Raw genomic sequence first — 16,570 nt, 5'->3', positions numbered from 1 at the left:
AGTTCAACCTTTTAATAAATTGTGATTTGTTATGACTCAATACGAATCAGGCACGTCAGCGCAAGCCCGGCGTTTTCGCCTGGGCTTAATCATTAATCCGTTTGCCGGCATGGGTGGCCCCGCCGGTCTGAAGGGTAGTGACGGCAGCGATATTGTTGCGCAGGCGCAGGCGCTGGGGCAGACACCCAGAGCGCCAGACCGGGCACTTCGTTGTTTGCAGCCGTTGGCGGCATTGCCGATTGATCTTTACACCATCGGGGGGGCGATGGGCGAAGCGATTGCGCGTGCCGCCGGCTTTGCGCCGGTTGTGGTGCAAGCAGCCAGCGAACCCAGTACCGCCGAAGATACCCGCCGTGCGGCAAAGGCACTGAAACAGCAGCAGGTAGACCTGATTTTGTTTGTGGGCGGTGATGGCACGGCGAGGGATATTTATGCCGCGCTGGGTGATAGCCAGCCGGTATTGGGCCTGCCCAGCGGCGTTAAAATGCATTCATCGGTGTATGCGATCGTGCCCGAAGCGGCCACAGAAATTGTACGTGCCATGGTAGCGGGGCGTCTGGTGGCGCTCGATCTCGGCGAGGTGCGCGATATCGATGAAGACGCCTTCCGTGCCGGGCGGGTGCAATCGCGTTATTACGGAGAACTCCAGGTGCCGGCCGAGCCCAGGTATATTCAGGCGGTAAAGCAAGGTGGGGTTGAATCCGAGCCGTTGGTGCTTGACGACATTGCCGCTGACATCCGCGAAGCGATGGAGCCCGATACCCTCTATATTTTTGCGCCGGGTTCAACCACCTTTGCAGTCACCGAGGCGATGGGGCTTGACGCCACGTTGCTCGGTGTGGACGTGGTTCAGAATGAATCGCTGGTGGCCAAGGATGTGGATGCGGTGTCATTGGAGCAACGGTTGGCGGCGCATCGGGGTAAGGTGGTGCTGGTGGTCACGGCGATTGGCGGACAAGGGCACGTGTTTGGTCGTGGTAATCAGCAATTATCGCCTGCCGTGCTGAAGCGGATCGGGCGCGACAATATCTGGATTATTGCCACCAAAACCAAACTGGAAGCGCTGCAGGGGCGCCCGCTGTTACTCGATACCAATGATCCCATACTGGATCGCGAGTGGGCGGGTCACATCCGGGTTATCACGGGTTACCGGGATGCAGTGCTTTATCCGCTGGGGATGGCGCTGTGAGTTGGGATTTATCACCGGTCGCGGCGTCAATCGAGCGTTGGTTGCAATCTCCCGGCAAAGACAGCCGGCGGTTATTTCATGGCCGCGGGGGATGCTTTGCGGGGCTGGAAGCCCTTACGCTGGACTGTTTTGCGGATCTGATTATCGCGACTCTGTACAAAGATCCCGGTGACGCTGCGAGAGCGCAGTTGAATGACCTGCTGAATCAACTGCCGGATTCGGGTTATTCAATTGCTATTCAGTTCCGCTTTCAGTCCGGTGCGCCAGTTCAATGGCTCAGGCAAAAAGCCCATGCATTCCATGCGGTGTGTGGCGTTTTGAGATTTGGCTTGCAGGTGGGCGGTGCACAGAATCTGGGTTTTTTCCTGGATATGGAGCCCGGCCGGCATTGGCTGGAACGACATGCGCGGGATAAACGGGTGTTGAATCTGTTTTCTTATACTTGCGCATTATCTGTGGTGGCGTTGGCCGCAGGTGCCCGGCAGGTGGTGAATGTGGATATGAGCAGTGCGGCACTGGCACGGGGCAGGGAAAACCACCGTTTGAATGAGCAGAACCTGGGTCAGGTGAAATTTCTGGCCGAAAATATTCTCAAAAGCTGGGGCAGAATCAAACGGGCAGGGCCCTACGATTTAATTATCATCGATCCACCGTCGTTTCAGAAAGGCAGTTTTGTCGCTACCAAAGATTACCTTAAGGTGCTGCGTCGTTTGCCGGAACTATTACCTGATGGAGGCGATATCCTGGCCTGTTTGAATGCGCCGGAGCTCGATAGCGAATTTTTACTGGATTTATTCCACGAGCATTGTCCCGAGGCGCAATGGCGAGGTCGACTGCCTCAGTCAGCGGATTTTCCCGATGTTGATCCCGAGCGCGCGCTTAAACTGCATCACTTCAGTGTTGGCGTCCATCGTTCAGTAGCTGAAGCATAAACTGACGTATATCGCCAGAGTGACCTTTGGCGACGAGCTGGCGCATGATATAGATATTGCTCAGTCGTTCCTGTTGTACCGAATCGGGCAGCGCAGCTTCACCTTGCTGGCGGTTCAGCCAGGCAATGCTCTCAATACAATTACAGGGGGCGCACAACAGTGTGAAACCTTTGTGGCTCAGGCAGGCCTGGTCGATGGCCTCCTGGCGGATGGTGTCGGCGTAGGTGACGTAGCCGGCATTGGCCAGCCATAACAACGCACTGAAGGCCGCCATGTGGCGGGTGGAGTGCAAACCGAATTCATCCGGTGAATCGGGGCCGGCGATATCTTCTACATAAACCGCGCTGGGGCGAGGGAAAAACGCATAGAGTTGACTCAGCGCCTTGGCCGCATCGCGATAGAAGTCATCAATATGAATGTCGCTCATCAGGCTTGACTGTACTTGGCTATGAATTTGCCGAACTGTTTCATTGCGCGGGTGATTTCATCCTGACGCGGCAAAAAAACCACCCTGAAATGATCCGGTGTCGGCCAGTTGAACGCGGTACCCTGGACGATCAGTATTTTTTCTTGAAGCAAAAAGTCCAATACCATTTGCTGGTCATCTTTGATGGCTTTCTGGCTGAGGTCGATTTTAGGGAACATGTAAAGTGCTCCCTTGGGTTTAACACAGCTGACGCCCGGTATTTGCGATAGCGCATTGTAAGCGGCTTCGCGTTGCTCGTACAAACGCCCACCCGGGGCAATCAGTTCGTTGATGCTCTGATAACCGCCCAGCGCAGTTTGAATGGCAAACATGGCAGGTACGTTGGCGCACAGGCGCATGGATGCCAGCATATTCAGGCCTTCGATGTATCCCCGGGCCTTATGTTTGGCGCCTGTGATGGTCATCCAGCCTGCGCGGAATCCGGCCAGACGGTAATTTTTTGACAAGCCGTTAAAGCTCAGGCAGACAATGTCGTCGGCGAGCCGGCCCAGTGGCACGAAAGCGGCGTTATCATAGAGGATTTTGCTGTAGATCTCGTCGGCGAAAACGATCAGATTGTGTTCGCGGGCCAACGCCACCAGCTGTTCGAGCAAATCCTGGCTATACACTGCACCAGTCGGATTATTGGGGTTAATAATCACCAGGCCGCGGGTCTTGTCGGTGATGCGCGAGCGGATGTTGTCGATATCGGGAAACCAGTCGGCCTGTTCATCGCACAGGTAGTGAACAGGGTTGCCGCCGGCTAATTTGACCGCGGCGGTCCAGAGCGGGTAATCGGGTGCCGGTACCAGAATTTCGTCACCGTTATTGAGTAGCGCCTGCATGGACATGACAATTAATTCAGACACGCCATTGCCCAGATAAATGTCATCAATTTCCACGTTGGGTATGCCGAGTGTCTGACACTCCTGCATGATTGCCTTACGGGCAGCGAAAAGGCCTTTGGACTCGGTATATCCCTGGGCATTGCGCAGGTTATAAATCACATCCAGAATAATTTCGTCAGGCGCGTCAAAGCCAAAGGGGGCCGGGTTGCCGATGTTGAGTTTAAGAATCCGATGGCCTTCTTCTTCCAGACGGTGCGCATGTTCGAGCACCGGGCCGCGAATTTCGTAGCAAACACCGTGAAGCTTGTCAGATTTATAGATGTGGTCCATATGCAGTAAACTGCCCGTATTACGCGTCTGTGAGTGAGTAAAGGTTAGCGCTTTGTTGCGCATTTGTTCTTTAAGGGGCCGGATTATGGCAGAAGATAGCAAAAATAACGACGATTTTTGGCGCGACAAGCTCACACCTGAAGAGTTTGCCATTTGTCGCCAGAAGGGCACCGAGCGACCCTTTACCGGTCGGTATTGGGCCGACCAGCGCCCGGGTGAATATCTCTGTCGGTGTTGTGGGGAGCGATTGTTTGACGCCTCGACCAAGTACGATGCCGGCTGTGGCTGGCCCAGTTTTTATGCCCCGGTCAACAAGGGGGTGATCAAGGAAATCATGGACACCAGTCACGGCATGGTGCGAACTGAGGTGACTTGCAAAGCCTGTGGCTGTCACCTGGGGCATGTATTTCCCGATGGTCCTGCTCCCACCGGTGAGCGCTACTGTATTAATTCTGCATCTGTATTGCATGCCGACGACAAGCAGGCGGATAGCTGATGCGATCATTTGGCGAAATAATGGCTATTGCCGAGCTGCATAAAGGGGGCGCATCGGCCGTTGACGCCTTGCTACCGGAGGTTAAAACCGAGGCCGCGCTTAAAGCGGTCTCCGATGACCGGTATCTTTCAGAAATGAGCCGGCGTATATTCCGTGCGGGACTCAAGCACAGCGTTGTGGACGCGCGCTGGCCGGCGTTTGAAAAAGCGTTCTGGCATTTTGATCCCGCCAAGCTGGAGTTGCTGTCCGACGAGCAGCTTGAGCGGTTAGCGGCGGACAAGACGATTATTCGCCATCTGGGAAAAATCCGCGCGGTGCGGACCAATGCCATGATTGTGCGTCAAATCAGCAGGGAAGCGGGCAGCGTTGGTGGTTTTTTAGCTGAATGGCCAACGGACAATATTGTCGGGCTTTGGGGCTATCTGAAAAAGCACGGCGCCCAGCTCGGCGGGGATTCCGCTGCTCGGTTTTTGCGCATGGTCGGCAAAGACACCTTTATATTGACCAACGACGTGGTCGCGGCTCTGGTCTATGATCAGGTGGTCGATAAGAAGCCCAGTTCGCAAAAGGCACTCGCTCAAGTACAGGAAGTATTTAATACCTGGCAGCAAGAAACCGGATTGCCGCTGGCTCACCTGAGCCGGATATTGTCCATGACGGTATTCAGTTAACGGCGTAAAACGCCACTCAAGGAGACATTATGTCTGAATCATCGCAACGCCCCTGGGCAAACTGGGTTATGAAGCTGCAGCTGCTGCTATTGGCAGTATTACTGTTGGGTATGCTGACCCATAAGTTCGAATTGCTTTCCTTCCGGCCCGCGTTTATGTCTTTTTACTACGGCATTCAGGCTGTTGTCCTGTTAACCGCCGTTGCGCTGGTGTTATTGGTGATTTGCGCCTTGATGGGAAAAAAAGCGCAATTGAAGCCATTGGGCTTAACTTTGGCTTTGGGCGCGTTGCCGGTGGTGGCTGTGCTGGCGATGGTGGGCAAGGGGTTGGGTGTGCCTCAAATCCATAATATCTCTACTGATCTGGAGAATCCGCCGGAGTTCGTGGCTGCCTATGGCCTGGATGTTGAGCGGATTAATTCGTTGGATGTGCCCGGGCCCGACGTCCGTGCCCAGCAGCAAGCTTATTACACGCAACTGCAACCCTTGATGCTTGCCGCTCCACCCGCCCAGGTGTTTGACACAACACTGTCCGTTATCGAGTCGCTCGGATGGCATTTGGTTCAGGCCGACCGCGAAGTGGGGCGTATCGAGGCCTATGAAGAGACCCTGCTGTTTGGGTTTAAAGACGATGTGGTTATCCGGCTGGCTGCGACGGATCTGGGAACCCGTGTGGATGTGCGATCAGTATCCCGTGTTGGCAGAAGCGACCTGGGCGCCAACGCAGCGCGCATCGAGCGATTGCTGGCTGCGCTGAAAGCCGCTCATTCGTCGTAAACGTTTTTCTTTTTCCAGCTGTCCTGGCTTTTCAGCTCATCCCAGGCTTTGTCTTCGCCGGCTTCCTCATCGGGGGTCGGCAGGGCTCCATCCGGCGCTGCCACGGCTTCCAGTTCCGCCATAATCTTGTTGAGCTTAAGCAGCGTTGTCTGGAATTTGCCGGTTTCGTCTTTTTCGATCAATTTTTTAGCTAAGCCAAAGTAATGTAGCGCGAGCTTGGGTTTATCGCCTTGCTTGGCGGCTTTCGCCTGCAGAATATAAGCGTCAATGGAAATCTGCAGTACCAATAATTTTATCTGCTCGCCAAAATCGTCTGCCTCTACCTTTTTAATGGTTCCGCGTTTTTGCAGGTGCATCAGAAATTTATACAATTCCTGTAAATGGGTTTTAACATCCTTCACCTGGGCCTGACTTTGCAGGGTGGGGCGCTTGCCATCATCGGGCCGCTGCTGGGTTGTTTGCATGAGGTTGGCCACCATGGCGATTTCTTCCACATGGGACCTTTCCTTGGGTTCCAGCTGCGCCAGTTGCTGGAGCACGTCGGTCAGACACCGTTGCACCAGTAGCGTCAGTTCTTTGGTGAGGAAATTGGGCGGAAAACCGCTCAGGATATAGCGGAAAACTTTTGCGCGCTGGTGCAGTGCCCGAATCAGCCGTTCGCGCTGCTTGCGCTTTTTCTCCAGACTCTGGGTGATGAACAGGTAGCAGATGATCGCCCCGATGACGGCGATGATGCCCGCAACAATATAGATAGCTGACATGCGGTAGGGGGTTCCTTTTTGGCGCTCTGAGCGGTCTGTGCAGACTTTGCCTGTCAGTATAGTCATTTTCTGGCGCGTTGGTGGGATTTCGCGCCATACTCCTGTTTGGCTGTGCACCGTAAGTCATTGTTTCCAAAAGTGTAAAAAGTTTTACAAAGGAGTTGACAGGTTCGCACCACCTACTTAGAATGCGCCCCACTTCGACGGCAGAGGCTGCTGTGGAAGGTCCAGGGTCCCCTTCGTCTAGAGGCCTAGGACACCGCCCTTTCACGGCGGTAACAGGGGTTCGACTCCCCTAGGGGACGCCATTTGCGGGTATAGCTCAGCTGGTAGAGCGCGACCTTGCCAAGGTCGAGGTCACGAGTTCGAACCTCGTTACCCGCTCCAATTTAACTCCAGGCCGTAGTGCAGGGGGTAGGGCGAAAGCCCTGAGTACATTGCCAGAATGTACTTGTGTTCCTAGGAACGGTTTTTCCGTTACCCGCTCCAATTTTCCTACAGAAATGGGGTATCAGGCCCTGGGCCTGACGAGTTCGAGGCTGCGCGCCGCGACCGTGTTACCCGCTCCAATTTTCCTACAGAAATTGGGTATCAGGCTGCTGGCCTGGTAGTTCGTGGCGACGTACAACGGCTACGTGCCGCGACCGTGTTTTCCACTTCGATCTCCTTCTCACAAATTGTGTATCACGCTCTCGGGCCGACCAGTTCGAAAGGGCGCACCAGCGCTGTACCCTCAAATCTGTCAGCAACGGGTCACGAGTGACCAGCCGCCTTTTTGATCCTTGATATTCTCAATGCAGCCCAAATATCTGTTGGCGTAGTTTGCCATAATCCGGCGTATCACCTGTGGACTCGGCCTCGAAACGGGCCTCGTCTAACGTCTGGAATTGCCTGATCTCATCGTCCGGCATGAATTGCAGACAATCTCCGCCGAAAAACCACAGCAAATCCCGGGCAACAGAGGACGTCAACTGTGGCCAGGCCGCAATGATTTTACAGAGACAGGCTTGGCCTTCGGTGTAAAATGCATCATCCGGGCTTGCGTTGACCAGTGCGGTGAGACGTTTAGACAGATCGCTGTGAGCTTCTTCGCGAAAAGGCGCGGATTCAAGCAATTCAGTTGCTCTTTGGGCAAGTTGGGCGATCAGGTGTTTATGGTACGCCAGGTAATCTAGCCGGGTTTCCAATTTTGAATCCTCTGATGGAGCGTTCAGGCATTAATTCAAGGTTGCAAATACCTTGCGGCCAAAGGAGCTATTTTGACACAGTCCGCATTGACCATCGACAACTTGCAGAAAATCTATCCTAATGGGTTTCAGGCTCTGAAAGGAATCAGTTTATCGGTTCAGCCTGGTGATTTTTATGCGCTGCTGGGGCCCAATGGTGCCGGCAAGTCCACCACCATCGGTATTCTCTGTTCTTTGGTGCGCAAGTCTGCGGGCTCGGTGAAGGTGTTTGGTATCGATATCGACGAAAATTTCTCCGGTGCTAAGCAGTTGCTGGGTGTGGTGCCGCAGGAGTTCAATTTCAATCAGTTCGAGAAAGTGCAGGATATTGTCATTAATCAAGCCGGTTTCTACGGGTTGCCCGCCAGGCTCGCGCGCGAGCGTGCAGAAAAATACCTGCGTCAACTCGGATTGTGGGATAAACGCGACGAGCCTTCGCGCAATTTGTCGGGTGGTATGAAGCGGCGGCTGATGATTGCCCGAGCACTGATCCATGAACCCAGGTTGTTAATCCTCGATGAGCCGACCGCGGGCGTTGATATCGAACTGCGACGCTCCATGTGGGAATTCCTGGAGGGTATTAATGCGCAGGGCACCACGATCATTCTCACCACTCATTACCTGGAGGAGGCGGAGAGCCTTTGTCGTAATGTGGCGATCATCGATAAGGGCGAAATCGTTCAGCAGACGAGCATTAAAGCGTTGCTTAAACAACTCAATAAAGAGGTGTTTATTATTGATGTGGCAGAGACGCTGACTGCTGCGCCCGTCATTGAGGGCTACGGTACTCAACTACGCGATGAGCACAGTATTGAGGTGGCAGTCGAAAAAGGACAGTCGCTGAATGCGGTGTTTGCCGCATTGGAGCAACATTCGATTACGGTGTTGAGTATGCGCAATAAGGCCAACCGGCTGGAAGAAATGTTTGTATCCTTGATTGCAAAAGGGGGCCAATGACATGCAGGCTCAAGCCCAATGGATCAGTTTTTCAACCATCGTCCGCAAAGAGATTCGCCGCTTTACCCGCATATGGGTCCAGACTTTATTGCCGCCCGCGATTACCATGGCGCTCTATTTTGTGATTTTTGGGGCCCTGATTGGCGAGCGGATTGGCGAGATGGGCGGGTTTTCCTACATGGAGTTTGTGGTGCCCGGTCTGATCATGATGTCGGTTCTGACCAACAGTTATTCCAATGTGGTGTCCAGTTTTTACAGTGCCAAATTCCAGCACAGTATTGAAGAGCTGTTGGTATCTCCGACGCCGAACTACGTCATTCTGGCTGGGTATATTGTCGGCGGTGTCAGCCGTGGTCTGGCGGTGGGTGTGATTGTTACGCTGTTATCATTACTGTTTACCGACCTGAAAATTCATCATGTGGGGGTCACGGTTACCATTGTGGTGTTAACCAGTGTGTTATTCAGTCTGATGGGGCTGATCAATGCCGTGTTTGCCAACAGCTTTGATGATATTTCCATTATACCGACGTTTGTTCTTACACCTCTTACTTATTTGGGTGGTGTTTTTTATTCCATCGATTTATTGCCTGAGTTCTGGCAGGGTGTGTCGCAGCTGAACCCGATTCTTTATGTGGTGAATAGTTTTCGCTACGGTATTCTGGGCGTGAGCGATGTCAGTGTGGCCTTGTCCATAGGGGGGGTGCTGGTGTTTATTCTTGGGCTGTTTGTCTGGTCTTTGTGGTTGTTGAACCATGGTAAGCGTCTGCGTAGTTAGCCGTTAATCCCAAGTTACTTTACTTTGGTTCATTGTGCCGATTTACTGGTGCAATAGCCGGTTTACAGAGTGGAATGTCATGTCTGGTGTTATTGAAAACCACGGTCCGTCACACTTGGGGAAATCCTCGGATTACAAGGATAGTTACGACGCGTCACTGCTGGATCCTATTCCCCGCGCGCTTGCCCGTCAGGCGCTTGAGTTAGAGGGAGACTTGCTGCCGTTCAAGGGTGCCGATCGCTGGACCGCCTATGAGCTTTCATGGCTGGATGACAGAGGAAAACCGTGTGTGGCCATGGCCGAGTTCGAGTTTCCCTGCACCAGCGAATTTATTGTTGAGTCCAAATCATTCAAGCTCTATCTGAACAGTTTCAATCAGTCGCGATTCTCTTCCATGCAGACTGTGGCGAAGCTGATGGAAAAGGATTTAACCGACGCTTGCGGCGCGCCGGTCATGGTGCGGTGCCTGTCAATGAAGCAGGGGTTGTCGATGGGGATGGGGCATTTTGCTGCCGAGTCCATCGATGAGCTGGCGGTGGACTGTGATGTTTATCAGCCGGATGCGGGTTTGCTGGCGCGGGTTGAGAACGCACCAACCGTGCAAGAAGCGCTATGTTCGGATCTGCTAAAGTCCAATTGCCCGGTCACTGGTCAGCCCGACTGGGCCAGTCTCTACGTACACTATACCGGGCCGGCCATTGATCGGACTTCACTGCTGCGTTATATCGTATCCTATCGCCAGCACCGGGATTTTCACGAGCATTGTGTCGAACGAATTTTTCTGGACATACTGCGCCGTTGTACGCCGGAAAAACTCACGGTCTACGCCCGTTATACCCGGCGGGGCGGCTTGGATATAAATCCCTGGCGAAGCAATTGTGGAGAGCAGCCCGAGGTTTTGCGGTTAGTGCGTCAGTGATATTCACTGCCGTGGCAATCAGGGGATGATTTTGTCGCGCAGTTTTTCAGACACTTCCGCCAGGGCTTCCAGCACCTTTTCCTTGTCAAAGTTGCGGATTTTTTCCATGTCGAGGTACATGGTGAATCCTTCGAGATTCTGTTCGAAGTAACTCTGGTTGGCGCCCAGATTCTTACGCAGATCGACCACCTGATACACCTTTATTGGGTGGCTGAAACCTTTCACCAATACGTTGCCCTTGTCGCGACACATGATCGTGTCTTTCACCAGGCCCCAGGTCTCATGTGAGACGAGGATTTCACCGGGTTCTGCGGCAGATTCAAGCCGGCTGGCGAGGTTTACGTGGGCGCCGAGCGCCGTGTAATCCAGGTGGTTGGCAGTACCGAATGTACCAACGGTGCAGTAACCGGTATTGATGCCCATGCGGATCTGCAGGGGCCGTTTAACACCCTGGTGATGCCAGTGTTGCTGCAAAGTCTTCATGCGTTTTTTCATGGCAATGGCCATAGCAACGCACCGCAGGGCGTCTTGTTTTACACCTTTAGATGCCGAGTCGCCGAACAGCACCATAATACCGTCGCCCATAAACTTGTCGATGGTACCGCCAAACTGCTGAACGATTTTGGTCATATCCGTCAGGTAGGTGTTCAGCAGGTCGGTCAGCGCTTCCGCTTCCATCTCTTCCGCCAGCTCACTGAAGTCCTTGATGTCGGAAAAAAATACTGTCAGGCGTTTGCGCTCGGTTTGTAGTGACTTATCTCTGCCTTCATTGATGGCTTTCCATACGGGCGGGGGCAGGTAGCGGGACAACTTATAGGTTCGCATCTTGTGCAGCTGTTGTTCCTGCTCCAGGCGTTGGGTCTCAAGGCCAAGCTTGCTCATGCGCGAATGGGTGAACAGGGCGTAGGCACAAAAATAAGTGATGACGCCGATCAGGCTGGCGGCGCTGATTTCGAGGGTGCCAGACAGAACCCATTGGGGTTCGTAAATCAGAAAGCTGAGCAGAATGCCCGCAAGAAAGGCCGCATTGTCTTCGCCCCATTTTCTCAATCCGCCATTAAGTAGCGCATTGAACTGAATCATGGTGAGAAACAGGATGCAGGGTAACAGGCTGAAGTTAACCAGGCTGAGAGAGACGCCAATCAGGCCTGCGTCGGTCCAGGCTAATGCTTTGGTCAGGGTCAGCAGTTGATCGCCGCTGAAGCGCTTGGTCAGGTAGTAGGCGCCGTAGGTGTAGGCGAGGAGTACGACCACAAACAGGGGCTTGAGGACATCAATGCTATTCCAATCGATTTCGGCGGCCAGTGTTCCGGCTGCGGCAAAACAGATGAGTGCACGGAAATAATACTGAAACAGCGGCGTTGATTCTGAGCTGGTCATTAAGCAGGTTGGCCCTAAGTCCCGAATATAGTTGTTTTTTCCGGAGTCGCCTATCCCTGGTGAATTTCCCCTATTCAATCGCCTATTAAATGGGTTTTGGCGTCAAAAGTCTATTGCTTGGTGAAATAAGCACTGGCAGCTTTAATGCGTTATTCGCGTTAATTTTCCGATTTATTGGCCTTGATCATTTGCACCAGCTTTTTCTTCAATTTCCCTATTTCAGCGTCTTTTTCAGCTAATCGCCGGCGCTGTTCTGCATCGGCGGCTTCTGCCAGCCCCACAAGTTGTTCGTTCTCTCCCTCAAGTTGTTGGATTTTTTTGCTAAGTTGTTGTTTTTCTTTGAATAATTTGTCTATGTTGGGTGAGTCTGGCAGATCGGATTTGGACTCAGCCAGTTTTTTATTGAGCCCGGCTATCTCTTGTTCGAGCAGTTCTATACACACTTCTGATTCTTGCATCAGGCGGAGCTGTTTCTCCAGTTGTCGCTCGAGATCCCCGATAAGCCCGGTCTGATCGCCTTCTGGAAGGTCAGCCAGTCGGGCCTTGAGTTGTTCTATTTGTTCGCGTTGGGCGGCATTTTCTGATTTCAGGTGGTCGAGGTCATCCCGGTTGGGTCCATCGGCCGATCGGGCAGGCACAGGTACCTGTTGTTGGCTCAGCTGGGCCAGTTCGGATTCGGCCAGGGCTTTGAGCGCCTGCTGTGCCGGGTCCTCTGTGCTGCCAATCAAACGGATCAGTTCCTGATAATAGCCTTCGGCCTTGTTTTTGGCCTCTTTCCACTGGCCCTCCATGGTGGTGAAGAGTCGTTTGAAGCGCGCGATTTCATGGCGCTGTTCTTCGTAACTCAACGCACCGGGGTCAGGTGTGGGGTTATCTTGCAAGGGTTCCTGGGAGGGGGCTTTTTTGCTGTCCAGCATGGGTTGGTAAGCCTGGACCAACTGGTCCCAATCGTGTACGCCCTGTCGATGCGCCGCTTGCTCCGTTTTCAGGAAGCGATGTCTCAGGGCCGCGGCGAGTCGGGCAGGGGGGCTATCTGGCGCCAGATCAGCCTCGATCGATCGATCGGGGTTTTGTTGAGCATGAAACGCTTCGGTATCGGCAATCTGGGCTTGCAGAGACTCATCTATGTCAGCAGGTTGACTATTTTGGGCAAGTTTTGCCGCCTTCAGCTCACTGAGGGCCTGAGACAGCCGGTTTTGCAGGGCCTGAATCGCGGCTTTGAGGCCTTTGGCGTGAAACAGTAACAGCCCACACAGGACGAGCAGCACGAGGATTACCTCGATAGCTGTGTATATCATCCAGTTGTCTATGGCCATTGTGCCAACCTTAAAAACGGCCGCTTTATTCCATTATGGTAGATAAGGTGTCGCGCAGCCACTTTTTGCGCTGGTAAGATGCCGGTTTTGAGCCAAACAACCAAGAGGCGATGATGGATGCGATTAGGGCGCTGACGCAGAGGGTATCGGTGGGGAAGCTGAAAGCACCTGCGCCGGATGACAAGCAATTGGACGCATTGCGTCGGGCGGCCCTGCGAGCGGCAGATCACGCGAATCTGAGGCCTTGGCGCTTTCTTGAGGTCAGTGGTGATCGGTTGAGTGCCCTGGGCGATCTGTTTTGCCAGGCCGCATTGGAAAGTGATCCTGGACTCAGCGAAGCCCAGCAGGAGCGATTTCGCGCGATGCCATTGCGCGCGCCGATGGTGACCATTGCCGTTGCCAGAATCGTGGATCACCCGAAAGTGCCACGTGATGAACAGCTCATTTCTGCGGGATGTGCTGTACAAAACATGCTCAGCGCCGCTTATGCGCTGGGTGTGGGAGCCTACTGGCGCACGGGCGATCTGGCTTTCAGCCGGCCTTTGCATAAGGCATTAGGCCTCGCGGAGGACGATCAGATTGTCGGTTTTTTGTATTTGGGAACACCGGAATCTGGCTTCAGAGAGGCCCCTTCACTGGATGCTGGGGATTTCTTTCAGTCCTGGTGATTTTTGAGGGTGGGCTCTGGGCTTCGCCCCAGCGGCGGTTGCCGCTGCTCTGATTCGCTCCGGGCGAATCAGTCGAACCCTGCGAGGTTTCTTATCACGCCCTCACCGCCATATAAAAAAAGGCCCGCCTTTGCAGGCGGGCCTTTTTTTATATGGCGGTGAGGGAGGGATTCGAACCCTCGATACCTTTCGATATACACACTTTCCAGGCGTGCTCCTTCGACCACTCGGACACCTCACCGAAGATGTCTGACCAGGCCGGATGGGGCCCTTGTCAAAGAGGGCGCAACTCTACACAAAGGTCGGGGCGAAAGCAAGGCTTCTTGGCACCCGGACTTACATCAATGAAATGATGAAAATGGGTTAAAAAATAAACACTTAGCGTGCAATGGTGCTGTTGGGGCCGGGCTTGCCAAGCTGGCCCTTGATGGGTGTATGCTTAGGCTATTGTGATCGCATAAGGATGCCCCATGTCGAAGGCTAAGCAGCAGTGCCTCCTGACACCTGAACAATTAGGACGAACCATAACGCCTTCCCTGTGTGGAGCACAGCCGGAAACCGAGCCGGCGGATCTCAGGGTCATTGGGCACCAGCGGGCGCGGGAGGCGCTTGAGTTCGGGCTATCTATGGACATCCAGGGCTTCAATATCTTCGCGGTAGGTGAATCCGGCACCGGGCGGCGAACGCTGATCAAGCAATCCCTGGAGGCCCACGCTGCCAATCTGCCAGCCGGCGCCGAGTGGTGTTATATCAACAATTTTGACAATCCCCATGCGCCGCTCGCGCTTTGGCTTAACCCCGGTGAGGGCAAACAGCTGATCACCCGGATCAACCGGTTTATTGATGAGCTCATTGCGTTGTTCCCTGAGGTATTCGAAAACCCGGCCTACCAGCGCAAGAAGAAACAAATCGACCGCCATTTTCAGCGTCGTTACGAAGAGGCAATTGCCGGCGTGGAGCAATTGGCGTTGGCTAACAATGTGGGCCTGTACGAGGAGGAGGGCAATGTCACTTTTGCCCCGCTGGTGGATGGCCAGGCTATTGATGACGCCCAGTTTGCTGCCTTGTCAGAGGAGGAGCGGGAGCATTTTTACCGCCTTTTGGCCGAGTTGGAAGAACGCTTAACCGAGCAACTGTTGGAGCTTCCTCTCTGGAAGCGCGAGGCAGTCGATCAGTTGCGCGAACTCAAATACGCCACCATTGATCAGGTGGTCAAACCCTTGTTAAAGGAGTTGGGCCGTGAGTGGGGTAGCCATCTGGGTGTCCAGAAGTACCTGAAAAACGTTAAAGAACATATCGCAGACACCTTGCTGGAAATTCTCGCCAATGAGGAGGATGAGGACCCGGATGACCGCAAGTTCCGTCGCAAGTTGGAACGGAAATTCCTTCCCAATCTGTTGGAGGAACGGGATGTACACGGTGGTGCGCCGGTTATCTATGAACAGAACCCGAGTTTTCAGAATTTATTCGGGGCGGTTGATTACGCCATGGCGCAAGGCATGTTGCACACCAACTATCGGATGATCCGCCCGGGTGCATTTCACCGCGCCAATGGCGGCTACCTGGTGCTTGATGCGGAAAAATTATTAGCTCAGCCCCATATCTGGCAACAGTTCAAATTGGTAATGAAAACCCAGCAGGTGCAGATAGAGCACCCGCTGTCGGAATTGTCGGCGGGTGCCAGTTACAATCTGCAACCCGAAAAAATCCCCTTGAAAGTCAAAGTCATTTTATTGGGTAGCCCGGAAATCTACTACACGTTGCAACAATACGATGAAGAGTTCTCCGAGTTATTCCGGGTGCTGGCGGATTTTGATCGCACACTGAAATGTGATGATGCCAATCTGGCCGCGTTCAGTAGCCTCGTGCGAGAAAGAGGCAAACGGCTGAATTATCCTCCTATTGCGGATGACGCGGTGGCTGTATTGGGACAAACGGCATTGCGCCACGCCGAACACCAGAAAAAACTGTCGGCGAATATCCAGCAATGGAACGAGTTGCTGGACGAGGCTTGTTATTTGTGGCGACAGCAAGGCGGTACCGGCGACATCCGGTCTCATCATATCCGGGCGGCACAATTGGCAAAGCGCAATCGCACCGGGCGTATCAGCGAGGCAATGTTAGAAGAAATACAGGAACGCCAGATTCTGATCAGTACAGACGGTTGGGCGGTTGGTAAGATCAACGGGCTGACCGTGCTATCTGTTGGTGACACTTCCTTTGGTACCCCGGCGCGGATTTCCGCTACCGTTTATGCGGGCAAACAGGGTGTGACCGATATTGAACGCGAAGCTGAATTGGGGCGTGCCATACACTCCAAAGGCGTCATGATTCTGACCGGCTTTTTAGGCCACACCTACGGTCAGCACTTCCAACTTTCTATCTCTGCCAATATTGCGCTGGAACAGTCCTATGGCCTGGTGGATGGAGACAGCGCATCCATGGCCGAAGCCTGTGCGTTGATTTCAGCGGCTACCGGCTTACCTGTTGATCAGTCCCTGGCAGTAACAGGATCCATGAATCAGCATGGCGAAGTGCAATCCATCGGAGGCGTCAACGAAAAAATAGAAGGCTTCTATCGCTTGTGTGAAGACCGTGGTCTGACCGGACGGCAAGGTGTGATAATTCCGCGCACCAATCTGATTAATCTTCAGCTGGATGATGACGTATGTCAGGCGGTGTCGGAAGGCCGGTTTGCCATTTATGCCGTCGATCATATTGATCAGGCATTGGCCATTTTACTTGATAAGGATGCCGGTGAGCTCCTGCCGGCTGGCGGATTTACAAAGGGCAGTATCCATGCCGCAGCGCTTGCGAGGTTGAAGGCGCTGTCGGCATTGGCAAAGTAATGTTGTCGCTT

Annotated in this window: 16 protein-coding genes and 3 tRNA genes; 12 read left to right on the top strand and 7 right to left on the bottom strand. The window is 53.6% G+C overall.

All coding sequences use genetic code 11. The features are described from left to right. The first annotated feature begins 31 nt into the window (after positions 1-31). Entirely contained in the window at positions 32-1,189 is a 1,158-nt protein-coding gene (locus M5M_RS20650) for an ATP-NAD kinase family protein (RefSeq protein ID WP_015046208.1), read from the top strand. After that, positions 1,186-2,121 (top strand): class I SAM-dependent methyltransferase, encoded by a 936-nt coding sequence (locus M5M_RS20645; RefSeq protein WP_015046207.1) that lies wholly within the window; start codon positions 1,186-1,188, stop codon positions 2,119-2,121. Before M5M_RS20650 ends, M5M_RS20645 begins: the two co-directional genes overlap by 4 nt. Here M5M_RS20645 and M5M_RS04115 read toward each other — a convergent pair. Together M5M_RS04115 and M5M_RS04110 are read right to left on the bottom strand one after the other, a co-directional pair. Further along, complete coding sequence (locus M5M_RS04115; RefSeq protein WP_015046206.1) at positions 2,084-2,548, bottom strand: hypothetical protein; 465 nt, start codon at positions 2,546-2,548, stop codon at positions 2,084-2,086. The two genes, M5M_RS20645 and M5M_RS04115, sit on opposite strands and share 38 nt — an antisense overlap. Next, entirely contained in the window at positions 2,548-3,765 is a 1,218-nt protein-coding gene (locus M5M_RS04110; RefSeq protein ID WP_015046205.1) for a pyridoxal phosphate-dependent aminotransferase, read from the bottom strand. The genes M5M_RS04115 and M5M_RS04110 overlap by 1 nt, the downstream gene beginning before the upstream one ends. Positions 3,766-3,850: 85 nt before the next feature. On the opposite strand from M5M_RS04110, the gene msrB reads away from it, so the two are divergent. Genes msrB through M5M_RS04095 form a run of 3 tightly spaced genes read left to right on the top strand, consistent with a single transcriptional unit; the run spans position 3,851 to position 5,708 of the window. Beyond that, on the top strand, positions 3,851-4,261 hold the full coding sequence (msrB, locus tag M5M_RS04105) for a peptide-methionine (R)-S-oxide reductase MsrB (protein WP_015046204.1): 411 nt from the start codon (positions 3,851-3,853) through the stop codon (positions 4,259-4,261). Beyond that, positions 4,261-4,932, top strand: coding sequence for a DNA-3-methyladenine glycosylase I (locus M5M_RS04100; protein ID WP_015046203.1), 672 nt, complete (start codon positions 4,261-4,263; stop codon positions 4,930-4,932). Before msrB ends, M5M_RS04100 begins: the two co-directional genes overlap by 1 nt. Before the next feature lie 29 nt (positions 4,933-4,961). Further along, the gene (locus M5M_RS04095; protein WP_015046202.1) at positions 4,962-5,708 is read left to right on the top strand and encodes a DUF1499 domain-containing protein; all 747 of its coding nucleotides are present in this window, start codon (positions 4,962-4,964) and stop codon (positions 5,706-5,708) included. Here M5M_RS04095 and M5M_RS04090 read toward each other — a convergent pair. Then, positions 5,696-6,469 carry a hypothetical protein gene (locus M5M_RS04090; protein ID WP_015046201.1) on the bottom strand — a complete coding sequence of 258 codons (774 nt, stop codon included), beginning with the start codon at positions 6,467-6,469 and terminating at the stop codon, positions 5,696-5,698. The two genes, M5M_RS04095 and M5M_RS04090, sit on opposite strands and share 13 nt — an antisense overlap. A 232-nt stretch (positions 6,470-6,701) precedes the next feature. Here M5M_RS04090 and M5M_RS04085 point away from each other — a divergent pair. Then, positions 6,702-6,777: transfer RNA gene (locus M5M_RS04085), tRNA-Glu, on the top strand. 3 nt (positions 6,778-6,780) lie between these two features. After that, positions 6,781-6,856: transfer RNA gene (locus M5M_RS04080), tRNA-Gly, on the top strand. A 404-nt stretch (positions 6,857-7,260) separates the two neighbouring features. Here M5M_RS04080 and M5M_RS04075 read toward each other — a convergent pair. Next, positions 7,261-7,656, bottom strand: coding sequence for a PA2817 family protein (locus tag M5M_RS04075; RefSeq protein WP_015046200.1), 396 nt, complete (start codon positions 7,654-7,656; stop codon positions 7,261-7,263). A 72-nt stretch (positions 7,657-7,728) separates the two neighbouring features. Here M5M_RS04075 and M5M_RS04070 point away from each other — a divergent pair, with 72 nt between their 5' ends. From M5M_RS04070 to queF, 3 genes are all read left to right on the top strand, one after another. Continuing rightward, positions 7,729-8,652 (top strand): ABC transporter ATP-binding protein, encoded by a 924-nt coding sequence (locus tag M5M_RS04070; protein ID WP_015046199.1) that lies wholly within the window; start codon positions 7,729-7,731, stop codon positions 8,650-8,652. Between the two features lies 1 nt (position 8,653). Next, complete coding sequence (locus M5M_RS04065; RefSeq protein ID WP_015046198.1) at positions 8,654-9,427, top strand: ABC transporter permease; 774 nt, start codon at positions 8,654-8,656, stop codon at positions 9,425-9,427. Between the two features lie 79 nt (positions 9,428-9,506). After that, the gene (gene queF / locus M5M_RS04060) at positions 9,507-10,346 is read left to right on the top strand and encodes an NADPH-dependent 7-cyano-7-deazaguanine reductase QueF (protein ID WP_015046197.1); all 840 of its coding nucleotides are present in this window, start codon (positions 9,507-9,509) and stop codon (positions 10,344-10,346) included. A gap of 18 nt (positions 10,347-10,364) precedes the next feature. Here queF and M5M_RS04055 read toward each other — a convergent pair whose 3' ends face one another. Together M5M_RS04055 and M5M_RS04050 are read right to left on the bottom strand one after the other, a co-directional pair. Beyond that, positions 10,365-11,726 (bottom strand): adenylate/guanylate cyclase domain-containing protein, encoded by a 1,362-nt coding sequence (locus M5M_RS04055; protein ID WP_015046196.1) that lies wholly within the window; start codon positions 11,724-11,726, stop codon positions 10,365-10,367. Positions 11,727-11,884: 158 nt separating this feature from the next. After that, a complete protein-coding gene (locus M5M_RS04050) occupies positions 11,885-13,042 on the bottom strand; it encodes a coiled-coil domain-containing protein (protein ID WP_015046195.1) in 1,158 nt (385 codons plus the stop codon). A gap of 113 nt (positions 13,043-13,155) precedes the next feature. Here M5M_RS04050 and M5M_RS04045 point away from each other — a divergent pair, with 113 nt between their 5' ends. Continuing rightward, positions 13,156-13,710, top strand: a complete 555-nt coding sequence (locus M5M_RS04045; RefSeq protein ID WP_015046194.1) for a nitroreductase family protein — start codon at positions 13,156-13,158, stop codon at positions 13,708-13,710. Positions 13,711-13,863: 153 nt separating this feature from the next. Here M5M_RS04045 and M5M_RS04040 read toward each other — a convergent pair. Continuing rightward, a tRNA-Ser gene (locus tag M5M_RS04040) sits at positions 13,864-13,951 on the bottom strand. 229 nt (positions 13,952-14,180) lie between these two features. Between M5M_RS04040 and M5M_RS04035 the strand changes: the two genes are divergently transcribed. Then, on the top strand, positions 14,181-16,559 hold the full coding sequence (locus M5M_RS04035; RefSeq protein ID WP_016389211.1) for a Lon protease family protein: 2,379 nt from the start codon (positions 14,181-14,183) through the stop codon (positions 16,557-16,559). Positions 16,560-16,570: the final 11 nt, after the last annotated feature.

This window comes from Simiduia agarivorans SA1 = DSM 21679, from assembly GCF_000305785.2.
GTDB lineage: Bacteria > Pseudomonadota > Gammaproteobacteria > Pseudomonadales > Cellvibrionaceae > Simiduia > Simiduia agarivorans.
Note: the sequence above shows the minus strand (reverse complement) of the source record. Positions and strands in the feature narration are given on the sequence as shown.

What these genes read in the sequence shown, in the direction of transcription:
- queF (WP_015046197.1), top strand. Translation starts at nt 9,507, where the DNA reads ATGTCTGGTGTTATTGAAAACCACGGTCCGTCACACTTGGGGAAATCC.
- M5M_RS04095 (WP_015046202.1), top strand. Translation starts at nt 4,962, where the DNA reads ATGTCTGAATCATCGCAACGCCCCTGGGCAAACTGGGTTATGAAGCTG.
- M5M_RS04115 (WP_015046206.1), bottom strand. Translation starts at nt 2,548, where the DNA reads ATGAGCGACATTCATATTGATGACTTCTATCGCGATGCGGCCAAGGCG.
- M5M_RS04045 (WP_015046194.1), top strand. Translation starts at nt 13,156, where the DNA reads ATGGATGCGATTAGGGCGCTGACGCAGAGGGTATCGGTGGGGAAGCTG.
- M5M_RS04055 (WP_015046196.1), bottom strand. Translation starts at nt 11,726, where the DNA reads ATGACCAGCTCAGAATCAACGCCGCTGTTTCAGTATTATTTCCGTGCA.
- M5M_RS20650 (WP_015046208.1), top strand. Translation starts at nt 32, where the DNA reads ATGACTCAATACGAATCAGGCACGTCAGCGCAAGCCCGGCGTTTTCGC.
- M5M_RS04035 (WP_016389211.1), top strand. Translation starts at nt 14,181, where the DNA reads ATGTCGAAGGCTAAGCAGCAGTGCCTCCTGACACCTGAACAATTAGGA.
- M5M_RS04100 (WP_015046203.1), top strand. Translation starts at nt 4,261, where the DNA reads ATGCGATCATTTGGCGAAATAATGGCTATTGCCGAGCTGCATAAAGGG.
- M5M_RS04065 (WP_015046198.1), top strand. Translation starts at nt 8,654, where the DNA reads ATGCAGGCTCAAGCCCAATGGATCAGTTTTTCAACCATCGTCCGCAAA.
- M5M_RS04090 (WP_015046201.1), bottom strand. Translation starts at nt 6,469, where the DNA reads ATGTCAGCTATCTATATTGTTGCGGGCATCATCGCCGTCATCGGGGCG.
- M5M_RS04050 (WP_015046195.1), bottom strand. Translation starts at nt 13,042, where the DNA reads ATGGCCATAGACAACTGGATGATATACACAGCTATCGAGGTAATCCTC.
- msrB (WP_015046204.1), top strand. Translation starts at nt 3,851, where the DNA reads ATGGCAGAAGATAGCAAAAATAACGACGATTTTTGGCGCGACAAGCTC.
- M5M_RS04110 (WP_015046205.1), bottom strand. Translation starts at nt 3,765, where the DNA reads ATGGACCACATCTATAAATCTGACAAGCTTCACGGTGTTTGCTACGAA.